Origin of the sequence: Polaromonas sp. CG_9.11 (assembly GCF_015752225.1) — a bacterium.
Lineage (GTDB): Bacteria > Pseudomonadota > Gammaproteobacteria > Burkholderiales > Burkholderiaceae_C > Polaromonas.
Genome location: NZ_JADOVE010000004.1, coordinates 157,089 through 173,837 on the forward strand (window position 1 = coordinate 157,089; position 16,749 = coordinate 173,837).

Below are 16,749 nucleotides of genomic sequence, written 5' to 3' on the forward strand. Positions count from 1 at the left end.
CCGGCCCGTGCAATCCCGAATTCGTGAAGCGTCACAATGAGGTCAGCCCCATTGACCACGATTCTCTTCCCCAACCCTGGCCGGCATGTCGCCGGACCGGAATCAAAACATTGCACCGGCCCGGCCGGTTGCCCTTAATAAATTTGCCAACCATGAGCAAACTGGACGATATCAAACTGTTGCGCATCCACTACCTGCGCGGACCCAACCTCTGGACCTACCGGTCGGTGCTGGAAGTCTGGCTGGATCTGGGCGCGCTGGAAGACTTTCCGAGCAACCTGCTGCCCGGCTTCAACGACCGGCTGCTCGGCCTGCTGCCAGCGCTTCTGGAGCACCACTGCGGCGTCGGCGAACGCGGCGGCTTCCTGCAGCGTCTGAACGAAGGCACCTGGACCGGCCATGTGCTGGAGCATGTGGTGATCGAACTGCTCAACCTGGCCGACATGCCCACGGGCTTTGGCCAGACGCGCAGCACCTCGCAGCGCGGCGTGTACCGCATGGTGTTCCGGGCGCGCGACGAGCAGGTGGCGCGCACGGCGCTGGCCGAGGGCCACCGGCTGCTGATGGCCGCCATCAACCACCTGCCCTATGGGGCCGCCGACGTACAGGCCGCCGTGCAGGCCATCCGCGACCAGATCGACGACTGCTACCTCGGCCCCAGCACGGCGGCCATTGTCGCCGCCGCGACAGAGCGGGGCATTCCGCACATCCGCCTGAACGACGGAAACCTGGTGCAGCTCGGCTACGGCGCCAGCCAGCGGCGCATCTGGACGGCCGAGACCGACCTGACCAGCGCGATTGGCGAAAGCATTGCCCACGACAAGGACCTGACCAAAAGCCTGCTGGCCAGCTGCGGCGTGCCAGTGCCCGAAGGCACGATCGTGAACAGCGCCGAAGAAGCCTGGGACGCAGCGCAGGACATCGGCCTGCCGGTCGTTGTCAAGCCGTCGGACGCCAACCACGGCCGGGGCGTGTCGCTGGAGCTGAACACGCGCGAAGAAGTGCTGGCGGCTTTCGCGGTGGCCGAGCCCGAAGGCAGCGAGGTGATGGTCGAGCGCCATGTGCGTGGCCATGAACACCGGCTGCTGGTCGTGGGCGGGCGCGTGGTGGCCGCCGCGCGCGGAGAAATCGCGTTGATCACCGGCGACGGAGAACAGACGGTCAGGCAACTGATCGACGAACAGCTCAACACCGACCCCCGGCGCGGCCTGGGGGAGGATTTTCCGCTCAGCCGCATCGACACCGACACCGACGGCGCCATCGTGCTCGAACTGCAGCGCCAGGGCTTGACGCCCAAAGCCGTTCCCGCAGCCGGCCGCGAGGTGCTGATCCAGCGCAACGGCAATGTGTCCATCGACTGCACTGACGAGGTGCATCCCGAGGTCGATTACATCGTCTCGCTGGCTGCCCGGGTGGTGGGACTGGACATCGCCGGCATTGACGTGGTGGCCCAGGACATCTCGCGCCCGCTGCACAGCCAGGGCGGCGCGATCGTCGAGGTCAACGCCGGTCCCGGCCTGCTGATGCACCTCAAGCCCGCGCAGGGCGCGCCCCGTCCGGTGGGCCGCGCCATCTGCGACCACCTGTTTGCGCGCCATGCCGAAACACCGGACCACCGCAGCCACGGTAGCGACGGCCGCATTCCCATTGTTGGCATTGCCGGACTGGGCGGCACACAGCACATTGCGCGGCTGGTGGCGTGGCTGCTGCACCTGTCGGGCCGCTACACCGGCCTGGCCTGCCGGGATGGCCTGTTCCTGGACCAGCGCCGCGTGGAAAGCGCTGACAGCACCCATTGGGAAGCCGGCCAGCGCCTGCTGATCAACCGGGCAGTGCAGGCGGCGGTCTTTGAAAACGGCGCCGACACCATCTTGCGTACCGGGCTGACCTACGACCGCTGCCAGGTCGGCGTGGTCACCGACCTGGGCGGCGCCGACGGGCTGGCAGAATTCGACATTTTTGACGAAGCCCAGATGTTCAAGGTCATTCGCTCACAGGTCGATGTAGTGCTGCCGGGCGGCGCAGCGGTGCTCAATGCCACCGATGCCGGCGTGGTGGAGATGCAGCGGCTCTGCGACGGCGAAGTGATTTTCTACAGCAGCGACCCGGGTGTCGAGGCCATTGCCGCGCACCGCGCCGGCAATGGCCGCGCGGTGTGCGTGCGGCAGAACCAGGTGGTGCTGGCCACCGGCGGGGCCGAGACTTTCCTGCCCGGGCTGGGCAAACTCAGCGCCTGGTGCAAGCGCCATGCAAAAAGCGGCATTTCCGAGCCTTCGCTGCTTGCCGCCGTCGCCACGGCCTGGGCGCTCGATATTCCGCTCAACCTGATTGGCGCGGGCATTGAAGCATTTGAATCCAACCCACTACCTGCCGGGAGGGCAGCCTGATGGAAGTTTCCCGTATCCGGGCCCTGCGCGGCCCCAACCTCTGGAGCCGCCGCACAGCCCTTGAAGCCATCGTTGCCTGCAGCCCCGACGAAAGTTCCATCGACAACCTGACGGGATTTGAATCACGCCTGCGTGCGCTGTTTCCGGACATCGGCATTCTGCGCGACACCGGCCATGCCGGTCCGGTGTCACTGGCGCATGTGCTGGAAGCGGTGGCGCTTGAGCTGCAAGCCGATGCCGGCTGTCCTGTCACCTTCAGCCGAACTTCTGCCACGCTGGAAACCGGCACTTACCAGGTCGTGGTCGAGTACAGCGAAGAAGCCGTAGGCCGGCTGGCGTTTGAACTGGCACAGGCACTGGTGCATGCCGCCATGCAGGACGGCTCTTTTGACCGGCAGGCCGCCATTGGCCGCTTGCGCGACCTGGATGAAGACGAGCGCATGGGGCCGAGCACCGGCGCGATTGTCGATGCCGCCGTGGCGCGCGGCATTCCCTACCGGCGCCTGACCAAAGGCAGCATGGTGCAGTTTGGCTGGGGCTCGCGCCAGCGCCGCATCCAGGCCGCCGAACTCGACAGCACCAGCGCGGTGGCCGAATCGATTGCGCAGGACAAGGACCTGACCAAAAAGCTGCTGCGCGCCGCTGGCGTTCCCGTGCCGCTGGGCCGGCCGGCCGCCAGCCCGGACGACGCCTGGGCGGCGGCCCAGGAAATCGGCCTGCCCGTGGTGCTCAAGCCGCAGGACGGCAACCAGGGCAAGGGCGTGACGGTCAACGTCACGACGCGCGAGCACCTGGACATGGCCTACCGCGCCGCTGCCGAGCATGGCGAGGTCATGGTCGAGCGGTTTCTGCCAGGTTGCGACTTTCGCCTGCTGGTGGTCGGCAACAAACTGGTCGCCGCGTCACGGCGCGAGCCGCCGCAGGTGGTGGGCGACGGCCGGCACACCGTGCGCGCGCTGGTCGACATCGTCAACCAGGACCCGCGGCGCGGCGAAGGCCATGCCACCTCGCTGACCAAAATCCGCTTTGACGAGATTGCCGTGGCCCGGCTCGATGTGCAGGGCTTGAGCCCCGAATCGGTTCCGGCCAAGGGTCAGCGCGTGATCCTGCGCAACAATGCCAACCTGAGCACCGGCGGCACCGCCACCGATGTGACCGACGAGGTACATCCGGAGGTTGCCGCCTGCGCCGTGACAGCCGCGCAGATGATTGGCCTGGACATCTGCGGCGTCGACGTGGTGTGCGAGAGCATGCTGCGGCCGCTGGAAGCGCAAAACGGCGGCGTGGTCGAGGTCAATGCCGCGCCCGGCCTGCGCATGCACCTGTCGCCTTCGTACGGCAAGGGCCGGGCGGTGGGCGTGGCCATGGTGGACGAGTTGTTTCCTGCCGGCGACAACGGCCGCATTCCAGTGATTGCCGTGACCGGCACCAACGGCAAGACCACCACCACGCGCCTGATCGCCCACCTGCTGGCCGCACATGGCCTGCGCACCGGGATGACGAACACCGACGGCGTCTATATCAACGGCCGGCAGACCGACCGCGGCGACTGCAGCGGCCCGAAAAGCGCGCGCAACGTCTTGATGCATCCTGACGTCGATGCTGCCGTGTTCGAAGTCGCGCGCGGCGGCGTGCTGCGCGAGGGCCTGGGGTTTGACCGCTGCGAAGTTGCCGTGGTCACCAACATCGGCAGCGGCGACCACCTCGGGCTGAACTACATCACCACGGTGGAAGACCTGGCGGTGCTCAAGCGCGTGATCGTGCAGAACGTCGCGCCCACCGGTTACGCGGTGCTCAACGCGGCCGACGCCATCGTCACCGGGATGGCCCGGGCCTGCCCCGGCAAGGTGATCTTTTTTGCCGCCGACCGACACAACCCGCTCATGGCGACGCACCGCGCGCAGGGCAAGCGCACGGTGTTTGTTGACGGCCCGATGCTGGTGGCCGCCGAAGGCTCGCGCGTCGAGCGCATCCCGTTGCAAGGCATTCCGGTGACGCGCGGCGGCACCATCGGCTTTCAAGTCGAGAACGTCATGGCGGCCGTGGCGGCGGCCTGGGCCGTCAACCTGAGCTGGGACACGATCAAAAGCGGCCTGGCCAGCTTCGTCACCGACAGCCACAATGCGCCCGGCCGCTTCAACGTGATGGATTACGCCGGCGCCACGGTGATTGCCGACTATGGCCACAACCCCGACGCCATGCATGCGCTGGTGGCGGCCGTCAATGCCATACCGGCCCAGCGCCGCAGCGTGGTCATCAGCGGCGCGGGCGACCGGCGCGACAGCGACATCACCGACCAGACGGTCATTCTGGGCGCGGCATTCGACGAGGTGATCCTGTACCAGGACGCCGCCCAGCGCGGCCGGGCCGACGGCGAGGTGATGGCGCTGCTGCGCAGTGGCCTGCAGGGCGCCAGCCGCACGGCGCGGATCGATGAGGTGCGCGGCGAGTTCGCCGCCATCGACGAGGCGCTGTCACGCCTGCAGCCGGGCGACCTGTGCCTGGTCCTGGTCGATCAGGTGCAAGAAGCCCTCGACCACCTGGCGCTGCGCATCAGCGAGGCGAAGGACAAGCTGCTGGCGCTTCCCTGAGGCCCGGGCCGGCGGCTGCATGGCAGGCCGGCGCTGAAACCACGGCCAGCGCCACGGCATGCCGCCGACTGGAATTTCAAGCAAAACAGGCCTCTTGCGCCCGCTCCATGGATATTATCAGCTACTGATTTAATAGCAAGCCGAGTGCTTTTCGGTCGGCTGCCGCGTTAAACTGCTGCGATGACATGGAACGCAACGCTGGCACTCGACTACACCCGACAGGCTGAAAAAACCGTCGCCCATTTTCGCCACAGCGGCCCGCTGCGCATCCTGCAAAGCCTGTACCCCGAGGGCGACGGCATCTGCCACAACGTCATCGTCCATCCGCCCGGCGGGCTGGTGGGCGGCGACACGCTGGACCTGGCCTTCAGCGCCGGCCCGGGCGCGCATGGCCTGGTCACCTCGCCCGGCGCCACGCGCTTTTACCGCTCCAGCGGCGAAGCCGCGCTGCAACGCAGCCGCTTGTCGCTGCAGGCCGGCGCGCGCATGGAATGGCTGCCGCTCGAAGCGATCTGCTACAGCGGCTGCCTGGCGGAAAACCGCCTGACGATGGAACTCGCGCCCGGCGCCGAACTGATCGGCTGGGACGTGACAGCCTTCGGCCTGCCGGCAGCCAATGCGCCATTTGCACACGGCCACTTTTGCCAGCACATCGAAGTGCCTGGCGTGTGGCTGGAACGCGCGCGCATCAATGCCAGCGACACGCTGCTGTTGAACAGTCCGCTGGGCCTGGCGGGCCACCGCTGCATGGCGTCGATCTTCTTCGTGACGGGCAGCAAGCTGGAGCGAAACCGCCGGCAGGCCGCGCTGGAGGTAGCGCGGGAAGCCATTGAGGCGCATGCCTTGCGCGCCACGGCAGGCGCCACCAGCCCCGACGCGCAGGTCGTCGTCGTCAGGGTGCTGGCGCCGATGGTCGAGCCGGCCATGGCATTACTCCGGCAGGTCTGGCAGGCCTGGCGCGGCCATTTCTGGCAGCAGCCGGCGTCCACGCCGCGCATCTGGTCGATGTAGACACACCTTTGAAGGTGGAAATCTCAAGGCGACGCACGTGCGTCTTGCTGAAAGACAGCTCCTACAACTGAACCCGGTATTGCACGCGCCCGGCCCGCCGTATTTCCTGTCAGTCTACAAAGACTTGTGCTTTCATACTTACCGCATATATTTTTATCTGGAGTACCGGTCATGTTTACCTCCCTTGAATCCCGTTCCAGCGAGCCTTCGCGTATCAACCGTCTGGGAAAGGGCATGACCTACCTTGGAATCACCGCCTTGCTGGGTTTGACAGCGGCCACCGCCCAGGTCGCCCCGCTGGACTCCACCGGCCTGGATTCCTCGGGCAATGCCAAAAGCGAACGGGCCGCCTGCAACAGCGGCAAGACCCAGCAGGACAGGGCCGCCTGCCTCAAGGAAGTGCACAATGCAAACGCGGAAAAACGCGCCGGCACGCTGCGCAATGGTGGCGACTACACCGCCAACGCCATGCGGCGCTGCGAAGTTTTCAAGGAAAGCGACGACCTGGCGGCCTGCCGAGCCCGTGTCGAAGCGCAGGCCCGGCTGGATGGCAGCGTGGCCGGCGGCGGCGTGCTGCGACAGAGCGAGACCCTAGTGCCTGCCGCTGCGCAGTAAGCTAGACAAGGCCTTCGGCCACCCTGGCAGGAAGGCTGAAGAAAAAAGTCGCCCCCTCGCCCACGGCACCCTGCGCCCAGATCCTGCCACCGTGGCGAATCACAATCCGCTGCGTGGTGGCCAGCCCGATGCCGGTGCCTGGAAATTCTCCCGGCGAATGCAGGCGCTGAAACGTCCCAAAAAGCTTTTCGACATACGCCATGTCAAAACCGGCCCCGTTGTCACGAACGTAGAACGTATTCATGCCCAGGCTGTCTTCGGGCAGTTGACCGATCCAGATTTCCGGGACAGCCGCATGGGCCGTGAACTTCCAGGCATTTCCAATCAGGTTTTCCATTACCTGCCGAAGCAGGGTGCGGTCCCCGACCGTGACCAGGCCGGTTTGCACATCGACCTTCACCACCCGTCCAACGTCCTGCTCGCCACAGGTTTGGAGCACCGCTGCGGCCATGGCGCCAAGGTTGACGGTTTCGTTCTTCAAACTGGTCCGCGACACATGGGCCAGCGACAGCAGGCCGTCGGTGAGTTCGCCCATCTGCCTGACCCCGGCGCGGATGCGATGCATGTAATGCCGCGATCGTTCCGCCGTCTCATTGGCCATGGTCTTTTCAAGCAGGTGGCTGAAGCCGTCGATTGAGCGCAACGGCGCCCGCAAATCATGCGCCACGGAATAAGAGAAAGCCTCCAGTTCCTGGTTGGCAGCCTCCAGCTCGGCGGTGCGCTGCCTGACCTTGTCCTCGAGCTGCGTGTTCAGCGCGTTGATCTCGGCCTCGGCCCGCTTGCGCTTGGTCACATCGCGCAAAAACAGGTTGTTGCACGCCTCGCCGCCTGGCGTCAGGTAGTTGGTCAGTGACATTTCGCATTCGAACTGTGAGCCGTCGCCCCGGTTCATGGTGACTTCGCCCCTGGCCTGGCCGGACAGCATCGCCTGCGCGACCAGGATGTGGAAGCGAGAGTCATGGCGGTCCACCAGTCCCGCTCGCCCGCGCTGCCGGATCTCGTCCTGGGTCAGCCCGAACAGCTGGCATGCCGCCGGATTGGCATACTGGATCGAGCCGTTCGGCATGGCCTGCAAAATGCCGTGAAGGCTGCTTTCAAACAACTGGCGAAAGTTTTCTTCGCTGGTGCGAAGCGCCATTTGCGTCGCCTGCCGGTCGGAAATATCCATGTGCGTTCCGGACATCAGGTCCGGTTTGCCCGCCGGTGTCCAGGTCGACACCTTTCCCCGGTCCAGCACCCATATCCAGCGGCCGTCGCGATGGCGTATCCGGTGTTCGCATTCAAAATACTGGCTTTCCCCCCGGAAATGCCGTTTCAGTGCAGCCGTCACCGCTTGCACCTCGTCAGGCGGGACGCGGTTTCGCCAGTCGCTGATCTGCTGGGAGCCCAGTTGCGCCAGGTCATAACCCATCATCGCCGCCCATCGCTCATCGAGCTGGAGCATTCCGGTCTGCACATGCCAGACCCATGTCCCCACATTGGTCCCTTCCACGATGTTGTGCAGGCGCTGGCGTTCGTGCGCCAGGTCAGCGGTCATCCGCTGCGCCAGCGCCATGTCGCGTGCCCGGCCACTGCCCAGCAGCCAGATGATCAGGGCCAGCAGGCCGCTCAGTGTGCTGCCTGACAAGCCCAGCAGCCAGGGCGCCAGCGTGCCCTGCTGGGCTTCAAAAGCTGCCGTGGTGCCCATGCGCAGCGTCAGCGGCCGGCCGCCGACGAGCACGACGCGCGAGGTCTCGAACATCGGCCTGGCGTCATGGGCCAGGCCGGGAATGCCGCCGAGTTCAAACAACAGCTTGTCCGGCGTCGCGCCTGAATCGGTCAGGCTGTCATACACCGCCAGGCGGGTCTGGCCGCTGGTCCTGGCAGTGACCTCGGCCATGATTTCCTCCACCACCACGGGCGCCAGCAAAATGCCCAGCAATTGGGCTTGTCGCTGCTCCACCGTGGCGGGCTGCAGTCCCTGGCGGTAGATCGGCAGGAGAAATGCAACTGCAGGCCGCTGGCGGTCATCCTGGACCAGCTGGATGCGCCCGCTGAGCGTTGCCTCGCCGGTCGTGATGGCGCGCTCGATTGCCTGCATCCGGACCGGGTCATCGGCCAGATTAAGTCCCAGCGCGGCCTGGTTGGGCGCGGCAGGCTCCAAAAACTTGATGATGTACAGGTCTGACGCCGTGCCCCGGTTTTTTACCGTGAAACCGGGGCTGTCATCGCGCCGCTGTGCCTGCACAAAAGCGTTCACAGCGCCGCTCTTGACCCGCTCGATAAAGCCAAAGCCGCGGATCCCGGGGTATTCGATCCCGACATTGCTCGACTCGACAAAGGCGCGGAACTCGGCCCGCTCCACCGACACGCTGGCCGCATAAACGCCCGCAGCCCCTTTCAGGCCGGTGAAGGGCAGGTTGAGGTGGTGTTTGACGTCGGTTTCGATGCGTTCGACCTGCTGCTCGAAGCGGTTCCTGGCCCGGGCCTGAAAGTCCTGCTGCTGCCAGCGCAAGGCCGCCGCCGTAGCGCCCAACCCGACGACGAGCACCAGTGCCGTGGCCAGCCGCAGGGTGCGCACATTGCCGTCGGAACGGCTTTCACCAGCGGACAGGTAGAAGGGAAAGACTTTCATCGAGTCGAGCGCGTCGTGGAAGCGCCCTGTGGGGATAACCCGATAGTATCCCCCAGCCGCCCGACGCTTTTGCCTGGTGCCTGGCAGGAAAGCCGTGCAAGTCATGGCTATCCGGTCAGCCAGTCCACCTGCCAGGAACCGGCACTTGCCGTGTCGCCCGGAACCACCTCATTGCGCTTGTCGATCAATTCAAGATTGGGCGCGAAGCCGCAGAACAGGTTGCCGCACGGCAAGGCAAAGCAGCGACATATCGGATTGCTCCGAAAATGCCATCAGATTGCCACCAGCTGGCGCACGCCATCGGCCTGCATGTCCTTGCCCAGCCCCCGGGCAATGAACTCGCCTCGCTGCATGACGCGGTAGTCATCGGCCAGTTCCTCGGCAAAGTCGTAGTACTGCTCGACCAGCAAAATCGCCATGTCCCCCCGGTCAGCCAGCATGCGGATCACGCGGCCGATGTCCTTGATGATGCTGGGCTGGATGCCTTCGGTCGGCTCGTCCAGGATCAGGAGCCTGGGCTTGGCGGCCAGTGCGCGGGCAATGGCGAGTTGCTGCTGCTGCCCGCCCGACAGGTCGCCGCCCCGGCGGTTCAGCATCTGCTTGAGGACTGGAAACAGTTCAAACAGTTCAGTCGGAATCGGCGTGCCGGCGCTTTTGTAGGCCAGGCCCATGCGCAGGTTTTCCTCGACGGTCAGGCGGGCGAAGATTTCACGGCCCTGGGGGACGAATCCGATGCCGGCCCTTGCCCGTTCGTAAGGGGTGTATTTCTGGATTTGCTGGCCGTTGAATTCGATGGTGCCGGTCTTGATGGGAACCAGGCCCATCAAGGACTTGAGCAGCGTGGTCTTGCCGACGCCGTTGCGGCCCAGCAGGACGGTGACTTTTCCTGGATGCGCTTCGAGGCTCACGTCGCGCAGGATGTGGGAGCCGCCGCCGTAGTATTGGTTGATGTTTTTGACTGTCAGCATGACTGCGTCCTTGTGGCGATTTTGAAGTGGGTGTGGCTTTGCTTAGGCCTGCTGGCCGGGGGTTGCCCGGCGGCTACTCACTTTCTTTTGCTTCGCCAAAAGAAAGTAAGCAAAGAAAAGGCGACCCGGCTGCCTGGGTCCCTTCGCTTCGCTTCGGGCAACCTGTGATGGGGAGTCAAAGCGGGGGTCCGCGCAAACTCGCCTGCGGCTCAAACAGCGCGCGGCCCTGATCCCGCTTTGACTCCCCATCACAGGCCCAGTCAGAACGGGACTGGCAGGAGCGGATTCGGGTTCGGATACCGGCGTTTTTACATTAAAAGTGCCTCTAGCGCATACTGATATTGCGCAAGTAGCTATTGAATTAGTAGCGTTCATAGCTCGCATATGGAGGCTGTGACTGTTTGGCTGTTTGGCTGTTTGGCTGTTTGGCTGTTTGGCTGTTTGGATTTTCATGCCCGCCTGTCCCGTTCTGGCCGGGCCTGTGATGACCCGGAAAACGGGATCAGGGCGGCGCGCTGTTTGAGCGCAGCGAGTTTGCGCCGACCCCCGTTTTTCCGGGTCATCACAGGTTGCCCGAAGCGAAGCGAAGGGACCCGGACAGCCGGGTCGCCTTTCTTTTGCCTACTTTTCTTTGGCGAAGCAAAGAAAAGTAGGTTGCCGCCGGGCAACCCCCGGCCAGCAGGCCCAAGCAAAACCGCGGCACGAAGATCAGGGAAAAAACCCAGATCACCGCCCAAGATAAACCTCAATCACCCGCTCATCCGCCTGCACCTGGTCCAGCGTCCCCTGCGCCAACACAGAGCCATCGCACAGCACAGTCACGGTCTCCGAAATCGTGCGGATAAAGCCCATATCGTGCTCGACCACCATCAGCGAATGCTTGCCCTTGAGCGTCAAAAACAACTCCGCCGTGCGGGCAGTCTCCTCGTCCGTCATCCCGGCAACAGGCTCGTCGAGCAACAGCAACTTCGGGTCCTGCATCAAGAGCATGCCAATTTCAAGCCACTGCTTTTGCCCATGGCTCAAATTCCCCGCCAGCCGGTTCACACTGCCCGCCAGGTGAATGGTCACCAACATCTCGGCCAGCCGGTCAGACTGCGCCGAATCGAGCCGGAAGAACATCGACGCCTTCACACCCTTGGGCGTCTTGAGCGCCAGTTCCAAATTTTCAAACACCGTGAGCTGCTCGAACACCGTTGGTTTCTGGAACTTGCGGCCAATGCCCAGCTGCGCAATCTCGGCTTCCTTGTGGCGCAGCAGGTCAATCGTGCTGCCAAAGAACACCGTGCCTTCATCGGGCCGGGTCTTGCCGGTGATGATGTCCATCAGGGTCGTCTTGCCCGCGCCGTTCGGCCCGATGATGCAGCGCAGCTCGCCCGGCGCGATGTCCAGGCTCAGCTTGTTGATAGCCTTGAAGCCGTCGAAGCTGACACTGACATCCTCCAGGTACAGGATGCGGCCATGCGTCACATCGACCTCGCCCGGCGTGGCGATGCGGCCGGTGCTGGCGCTGCGCCCACCAGACTCGGTATTGTTCGCGCCGCCCAGCAGCGGACCATGTGCCTGAACCCGGCGGGCGCCCTCTTCCAGCAGATCGGGGGTCATTGTTCGCCTCCCTTGCGCAGGTTCTTCACCAGCCCGACGACACCGTTGGGCAAAAACAGCGTCACCCCGATGAACAAGGCCCCCAAAAAGTACAGCCAGAACTCGGGGTAGGCCACGGTCAGCCAGCTCTTGGCGCCATTGACGATGAAGGCGCCGACAATCGGCCCGATCAGGCTGGCGCGGCCGCCGACCGCTGCCCAAATGGCAATTTCAATCGAGTTGGCCGGGCTCATTTCGCCCGGGTTGATGATGCCGACCTGCGGCACGTACAGCGCGCCGGCCACGCCGCACATGACGGCCGAGATCACCCAGATCGTCAGCTTGTAGCCCAGCGGGCTATAGCCCGAGAACATGACGCGCGTTTCGGCATCGCGGATCGCCTGCAGCACGCGGCCAAACTTGCTGCCGACCAGCCATTTAGCGAACAAAAAGAAACCCAGCAGCGTCAACCCGGTCATGACGAAAAGCGTCATGCGCATCGACGGCGTAGCAATCGGGAGGTCCAGGATGCGCTTGAAATCGGTGAAGCCGTTGTTGCCGCCAAAGCCGGTTTCATTGCGGAAAAACAGCAGCATCGCGGCAAAGGTCATGGCCTGCGTGATGATGGAAAAGTACACGCCCTTGATGCGCGAACGAAAGGCGAAGTAGCCGAACACAAAGGCCACCATGCCCGGCACCGCGACGATCAGGATCAAGGTGGCGACAAAGCTGTCGCTGAAGGTCCAGTGCCAGGGCAGTTCCTTCCAGTCGAGGAACACCATGAAGTCGGGCAGATTGGTTTTGTAGTTGCCGTCGGCGCCGATCTGGCGCATCAAATACATTCCCATGGTATAGCCGCCGAGCGCAAAAAACACCCCGTGGCCGAGCGACAAGATGCCGGTGTAGCCCCAGATCAGGTCCATGGCCAGCGCCGCGATGGCGTAGCACATGATCTTGCCGAGCAGCGCCACCGCGTAGGTGCTCAGGTGCAGCGCATGGCCTTCAGGCACCCACAGGTTGAGCACCGGCGCCACGGCGCAGACGACGATCAGCGCAATGACAAAAGCGCTCCAGCCGCTGCGGGTGAGTAGCGGCCCCTTGCCGGGCAACGCAACCCGCCCCCGCATTGCTCCCTCGCCCCTCTGGGGAGAGGGCGGGGGTGAGGGGCGGGCAACCGTCACAGCGCCCGAAGCCGCTACACCGGCTTCGGCCTGCAGGGATTCGGTGATAGTGGAAAAAGGTGTGCTCATGTTCTTATGCCTCCGCCGAACGGCCTTTCATGGCGAAGATGCCCTGGGGCCGCTTCTGGATAAAGACAATGATGATCACCAGCACGGCAATCTTGGCCAGCACGGCGCCGGTCCAGCCTTCGAGGAATTTGTTCAAAATGCCCAGCCCCATGGCCGCATACACCGTTCCGGCCAGCTGGCCGACGCCGCCCAGCACCACAACCATGAAGGCATCGACGATATAGCCCTGCCCCAGGTCCGGCCCCACATTGCCGACCTGGCTCAGCGCGCAACCGGCCAGCCCGGCAATGCCGGAACCCAGCGCAAAGGCATAGGTGTCGATGCGCGCCGTGTTCACACCCATGCAGGACGCGATCGGCCGGTTTTGCGTCACGCCGCGCACGAACAGGCCAAGCCGCGTCTTGCTGATCAGCCAGGCCACGCCGAGCAGCACGGCTACCGCAAAAGCAATGATGACCAGCCGGTTGTAGGGCAAGGACAGGTTGCCCAGCAGCTGCACGCCGCCGCTCATCCAGACCGGGTTTTCCACGCCGACGTTTTGCGCACCAAAGATGGAACGCACCAGTTGCTGCAGCATCAGGCTGATGCCCCAGGTGGCCAGCAGCGTTTCCAGCGGTCGGCCATAAAGGAAACGGATCACACTGCGCTCCAGCGCCGCGCCCATCAGCGCCGATGCCATGAACGCCACCGGCACGGCGGCCAGCAGATACCAGTCGAACGCACCGGGCAGGTATTTCTGGAACAGGCCCTGCACCACATAGGTGGCATAGGCGCCGATCATCATCAGTTCGCCATGCGCCATGTTGATGACGCCCATCAGGCCGTAGGTGATCGCCAGCCCCAGCGCCACCAGCAGCAGGATGCTGCCCAGGCTGATGCCGCTGAACATCGCGCCCAGCTTGTCGCCCCAGGCGAGTGAAGCCTCCACCCTGGCCAGCGCCGCCTTGAGCGCGACTTTCACATCGGCATCGGTTTCCAGCGGCAGGCGCTCGATCAGCACGGTCTTGGTGATGGGGTTCGTGCTGCCTGCAAGCTGCGCCGCGGCGTCCAGGCGCCTGGCCTTGTCGCTACTTCCCAGCAGAATGGCGGCGCGCATCATCTCCAGTTTGTCCTTGAGCGACGGCACGGTCTCGGCGGCATAGGCTTTGTCGATCAGCGGCAGGCGCGCCTCGTCAGTCTCACCGGTCAATGTCTTGATGGCAGCGGCGCGCGTCGTCTCGTCTTTGGACAGCAGCTTGAGCGCGGCCAGCGCGTTGTCCATCTCGCTGCGCAAAAAGTTGGGGTTGATCACGTCTTCGGCATCCGGCGGCAAGGGCACTTCGGCGCCGCTGAGCGGGTCCAGCGCCTTGTCGTCCTTGATGACGAACACTTTGTCGCCGCGCGTTTTGACGGCATCGTCAGACAGCGCCTGGATGAAGGCGACAGTTTTCTCATCTGCATCGGCCGCGGCCTTGTTCAGCGCCGTCACGCGCGCTTCAACATCGCCAAATGTGATGCCTTTTACCTCATCTGCGCTTATGGCATGGGCGGTAGCAGCTATGAAAAGCGTAGCAATCAGGAATAGGTGTCGAAGTGGCATGAAAAAACCTGTAGGTTGGGCGGGCACGGCCCGTGGCGGCACGCCCAGACTGCAACTTCCTTGAAACGTCGAGGGCCGGGAAGCCCCCGAATCAGCTTTACTTCTTCGCGACACTCATGCCCTTGACCGGCTCGTCAGGCTTCTTGTCATTGCCTTCGATGTACGGGCTCCAGGGCTTGGCCTTGACCGGACCCGGCGTTTTCCAGACCACGTTGAACTGGCCGTCGGCCTTGATTTCGCCAATGAACACCGACTTGTGCAGGTGGTGGTTCTTCTCATCCATCTTGGACACGATGCCCGACGGTGCGCTGAAGGTCTGGCCGGCCATGGCGGCAATCACCTTGTCGGTGTCGGTGGACTTGGCTTTTTCAACCGCCTGCTTCCACATGTTGATGCCGATGTAGGTCGCCTCCATCGGGTCGTTGGTCAAAGGCTTGTCCTTGTGACCGGCAATGCCCTTGGCCTTGGCATAGGCCGACCATTTGTTGATGAACTCGGTGTTGGTCGGGTTCTTGATCGACATGAAATAGTTCCAGGCCGCCAGGTGGCCGACCAGCGGTTTCGTGTCCACGCCGCGCAGTTCCTCTTCCCCCACCGAGAAGGCGACAACCGGCACGTCCTTGGCCTTCAGGCCGGCGTTGCCCAGTTCCTTGTAGAAGGGAACGTTCGAGTCGCCATTGATGGTCGAGACCACCGCCGTCTTGCCGTCCTGGGAGAACTTTTTCACGTCGGCCACGATGGTCTGGTAGTCCGAATGGCCGAACGGCGTGTATTTCTCGTCGATGTCGGTGTCTTTCACACCTTTCGATTTCAGGTAGGCACGCAGGATCTTGTTGGTGGTGCGCGGGTACACGTAGTCGGTGCCCAGCAGCACCCAGCGCTTGGCGCCGCCGCCGGCCTTGCTCATCAGGTAATCGACGGCAGGAATGGCTTGCTGGTTGGGCGCCGCGCCGGTGTAGAACACGTTCTTGCTCAGCTCTTCGCCCTCGTACTGCACCGGGTAGAACAGCAGGCCGTTCATTTCTTCCACCACCGGCAGCACCGACTTGCGCGACACCGAGGTCCAGCAGCCAAAAATCACGGCGACCTTGTCCTGGCCCAGCAGCTGCTTGGTTTTTTCGGCGAACAGCGGCCAATTGGAGGCCGGATCGACGACGACGGGCTCCAGCTTCTTGCCCATCACGCCGCCCTTGGCGTTGATCTCGTCAATCGCCATCAGCACCGTGTCCTTCAGCACGGTCTCGGAAATCGCCATGGTGCCCGACAGGCTGTGCAGGATACCGACCTTGATGGTGTCTTCCGCCGCGTACGCGGGCAGCGCAGACAGGGTGGTCAGGGCGACGGCGGCGGTGAGCGCCTTGAGAGTGAATCGACGTTGCATGAGTGCTTCTCCGGTGGGGTTGACAAGTTTCCGTCTCGCTGGATGGGGCCTGGGAAAACAAGCCTTTTGCGTCGCGATGGATGAACTTTAGGGAGAAGCGGGAAATTGGGGAATACGCCGAGTGGCGTACGGGGTGGCTTGGCGCCTGTGCCAATCAATCGCCCTGCTACCGCCGCTATGCGTTGCATGCTGAAGCATCAAGGATCGGAGTTCGTGAACGAAGAAAAGCCAGCCGTTTCCATTGCATCTTCAGCAGAGGGCCTCGCGCAGGCTGAAGCCCTGAACGCAGACTTGGACCATGCGACACATCCCGACTCTCTGGCGAGTCGGCACCTTTGATCTTGGGTCGGTGACCATTGACGCCCTCGTAAAGAAGTCTTCAGTTGTGGACTTCGCGATCCTTGTCTTTACGCCAGAGGGCGTGGCAACCATCCGTAAATCAGGTTTTGAAAGCTGGCGGTGTCCAGCGCCGCCGGGCTGGCTTGTGTGGCCTCCAGATAACGCTTGAGCATTTTCCAGCTGAGTTCATAGGTGAAATCAAAGCACTGGATAACCGAGTTGCGCAACTGCTCAGCAAACCCGCGTCGGCCAGTGTGGCAGGCGAACAGGCACAGGCCAGACTTTTTTCAAGTTGCCCTATGGCGCTTTACAAGGCGGTGAAGTCAAGGCGCATGGTGGGGCTTTTTTGAAAATGTTGAATAAATTGTGTTGCAGACGCTGGCGGCTTATGTGCCGGTCTCGCGGCAACAGCCCCAGCTATGAAATAGAT

General features: G+C 63.6%; 11 protein-coding genes. 4 read left to right on the forward strand and 7 right to left on the reverse strand.

From position 1 onward, the window contains the following. The first annotated feature begins 152 nt into the window (after positions 1 to 152). From cphA (IWX85_RS05305) to IWX85_RS05320, 4 genes are all read left to right on the forward strand, one after another. Complete coding sequence (gene cphA / locus IWX85_RS05305; RefSeq protein WP_036809472.1) at positions 153 to 2,387, forward strand: cyanophycin synthetase; 2,235 nt, start codon at positions 153 to 155, stop codon at positions 2,385 to 2,387. After that, positions 2,387 to 4,978, forward strand: coding sequence for a cyanophycin synthetase (gene cphA / locus IWX85_RS05310; protein WP_036809469.1), 2,592 nt, complete (start codon positions 2,387 to 2,389; stop codon positions 4,976 to 4,978). Before cphA (IWX85_RS05305) ends, cphA (IWX85_RS05310) begins: the two co-directional genes overlap by 1 nt. A gap of 180 nt (positions 4,979 to 5,158) precedes the next feature. Beyond that, entirely contained in the window at positions 5,159 to 5,989 is an 831-nt protein-coding gene (locus IWX85_RS05315) for an urease accessory protein UreD (RefSeq protein WP_196868999.1), read from the forward strand. A gap of 171 nt (positions 5,990 to 6,160) precedes the next feature. Next, complete coding sequence (locus IWX85_RS05320) at positions 6,161 to 6,604, forward strand: hypothetical protein (protein ID WP_196869000.1); 444 nt, start codon at positions 6,161 to 6,163, stop codon at positions 6,602 to 6,604. A gap of 1 nt (position 6,605) precedes the next feature. On the opposite strand, the gene IWX85_RS05325 is transcribed toward IWX85_RS05320, so the two are convergent. From IWX85_RS05325 to IWX85_RS05355, 7 genes are all read right to left on the reverse strand, one after another. Further along, the gene (locus IWX85_RS05325) at positions 6,606 to 9,218 is read right to left on the reverse strand and encodes a CHASE domain-containing protein (protein WP_196869001.1); all 2,613 of its coding nucleotides are present in this window, start codon (positions 9,216 to 9,218) and stop codon (positions 6,606 to 6,608) included. Positions 9,219 to 9,490: 272 nt separating this feature from the next. Then, on the reverse strand, positions 9,491 to 10,186 hold the full coding sequence (gene urtE / locus IWX85_RS05330) for an urea ABC transporter ATP-binding subunit UrtE (protein ID WP_036809464.1): 696 nt from the start codon (positions 10,184 to 10,186) through the stop codon (positions 9,491 to 9,493). A 726-nt stretch (positions 10,187 to 10,912) separates the two neighbouring features. Continuing rightward, entirely contained in the window at positions 10,913 to 11,791 is an 879-nt protein-coding gene (gene urtD / locus IWX85_RS05335) for an urea ABC transporter ATP-binding protein UrtD (protein ID WP_196869002.1), read from the reverse strand. Continuing rightward, positions 11,788 to 12,897 carry an urea ABC transporter permease subunit UrtC gene (gene urtC, locus IWX85_RS05340; protein ID WP_196869038.1) on the reverse strand — a complete coding sequence of 370 codons (1,110 nt, stop codon included), beginning with the start codon at positions 12,895 to 12,897 and terminating at the stop codon, positions 11,788 to 11,790. Before urtC ends, urtD begins: the two co-directional genes overlap by 4 nt. Positions 12,898 to 13,024: 127 nt before the next feature. Then, a complete protein-coding gene (gene urtB, locus IWX85_RS05345; RefSeq protein ID WP_196869003.1) occupies positions 13,025 to 14,599 on the reverse strand; it encodes an urea ABC transporter permease subunit UrtB in 1,575 nt (524 codons plus the stop codon). A gap of 97 nt (positions 14,600 to 14,696) precedes the next feature. Next, positions 14,697 to 15,980, reverse strand: a complete 1,284-nt coding sequence (gene urtA / locus IWX85_RS05350) for an urea ABC transporter substrate-binding protein (protein WP_196869004.1) — start codon at positions 15,978 to 15,980, stop codon at positions 14,697 to 14,699. Positions 15,981 to 16,387: 407 nt separating this feature from the next. Then, positions 16,388 to 16,546, reverse strand: a complete 159-nt coding sequence (locus IWX85_RS05355) for a nucleotidyltransferase substrate binding protein (RefSeq protein ID WP_231379545.1) — start codon at positions 16,544 to 16,546, stop codon at positions 16,388 to 16,390. Between the last annotated feature and the right edge of the window lie 203 nt (positions 16,547 to 16,749).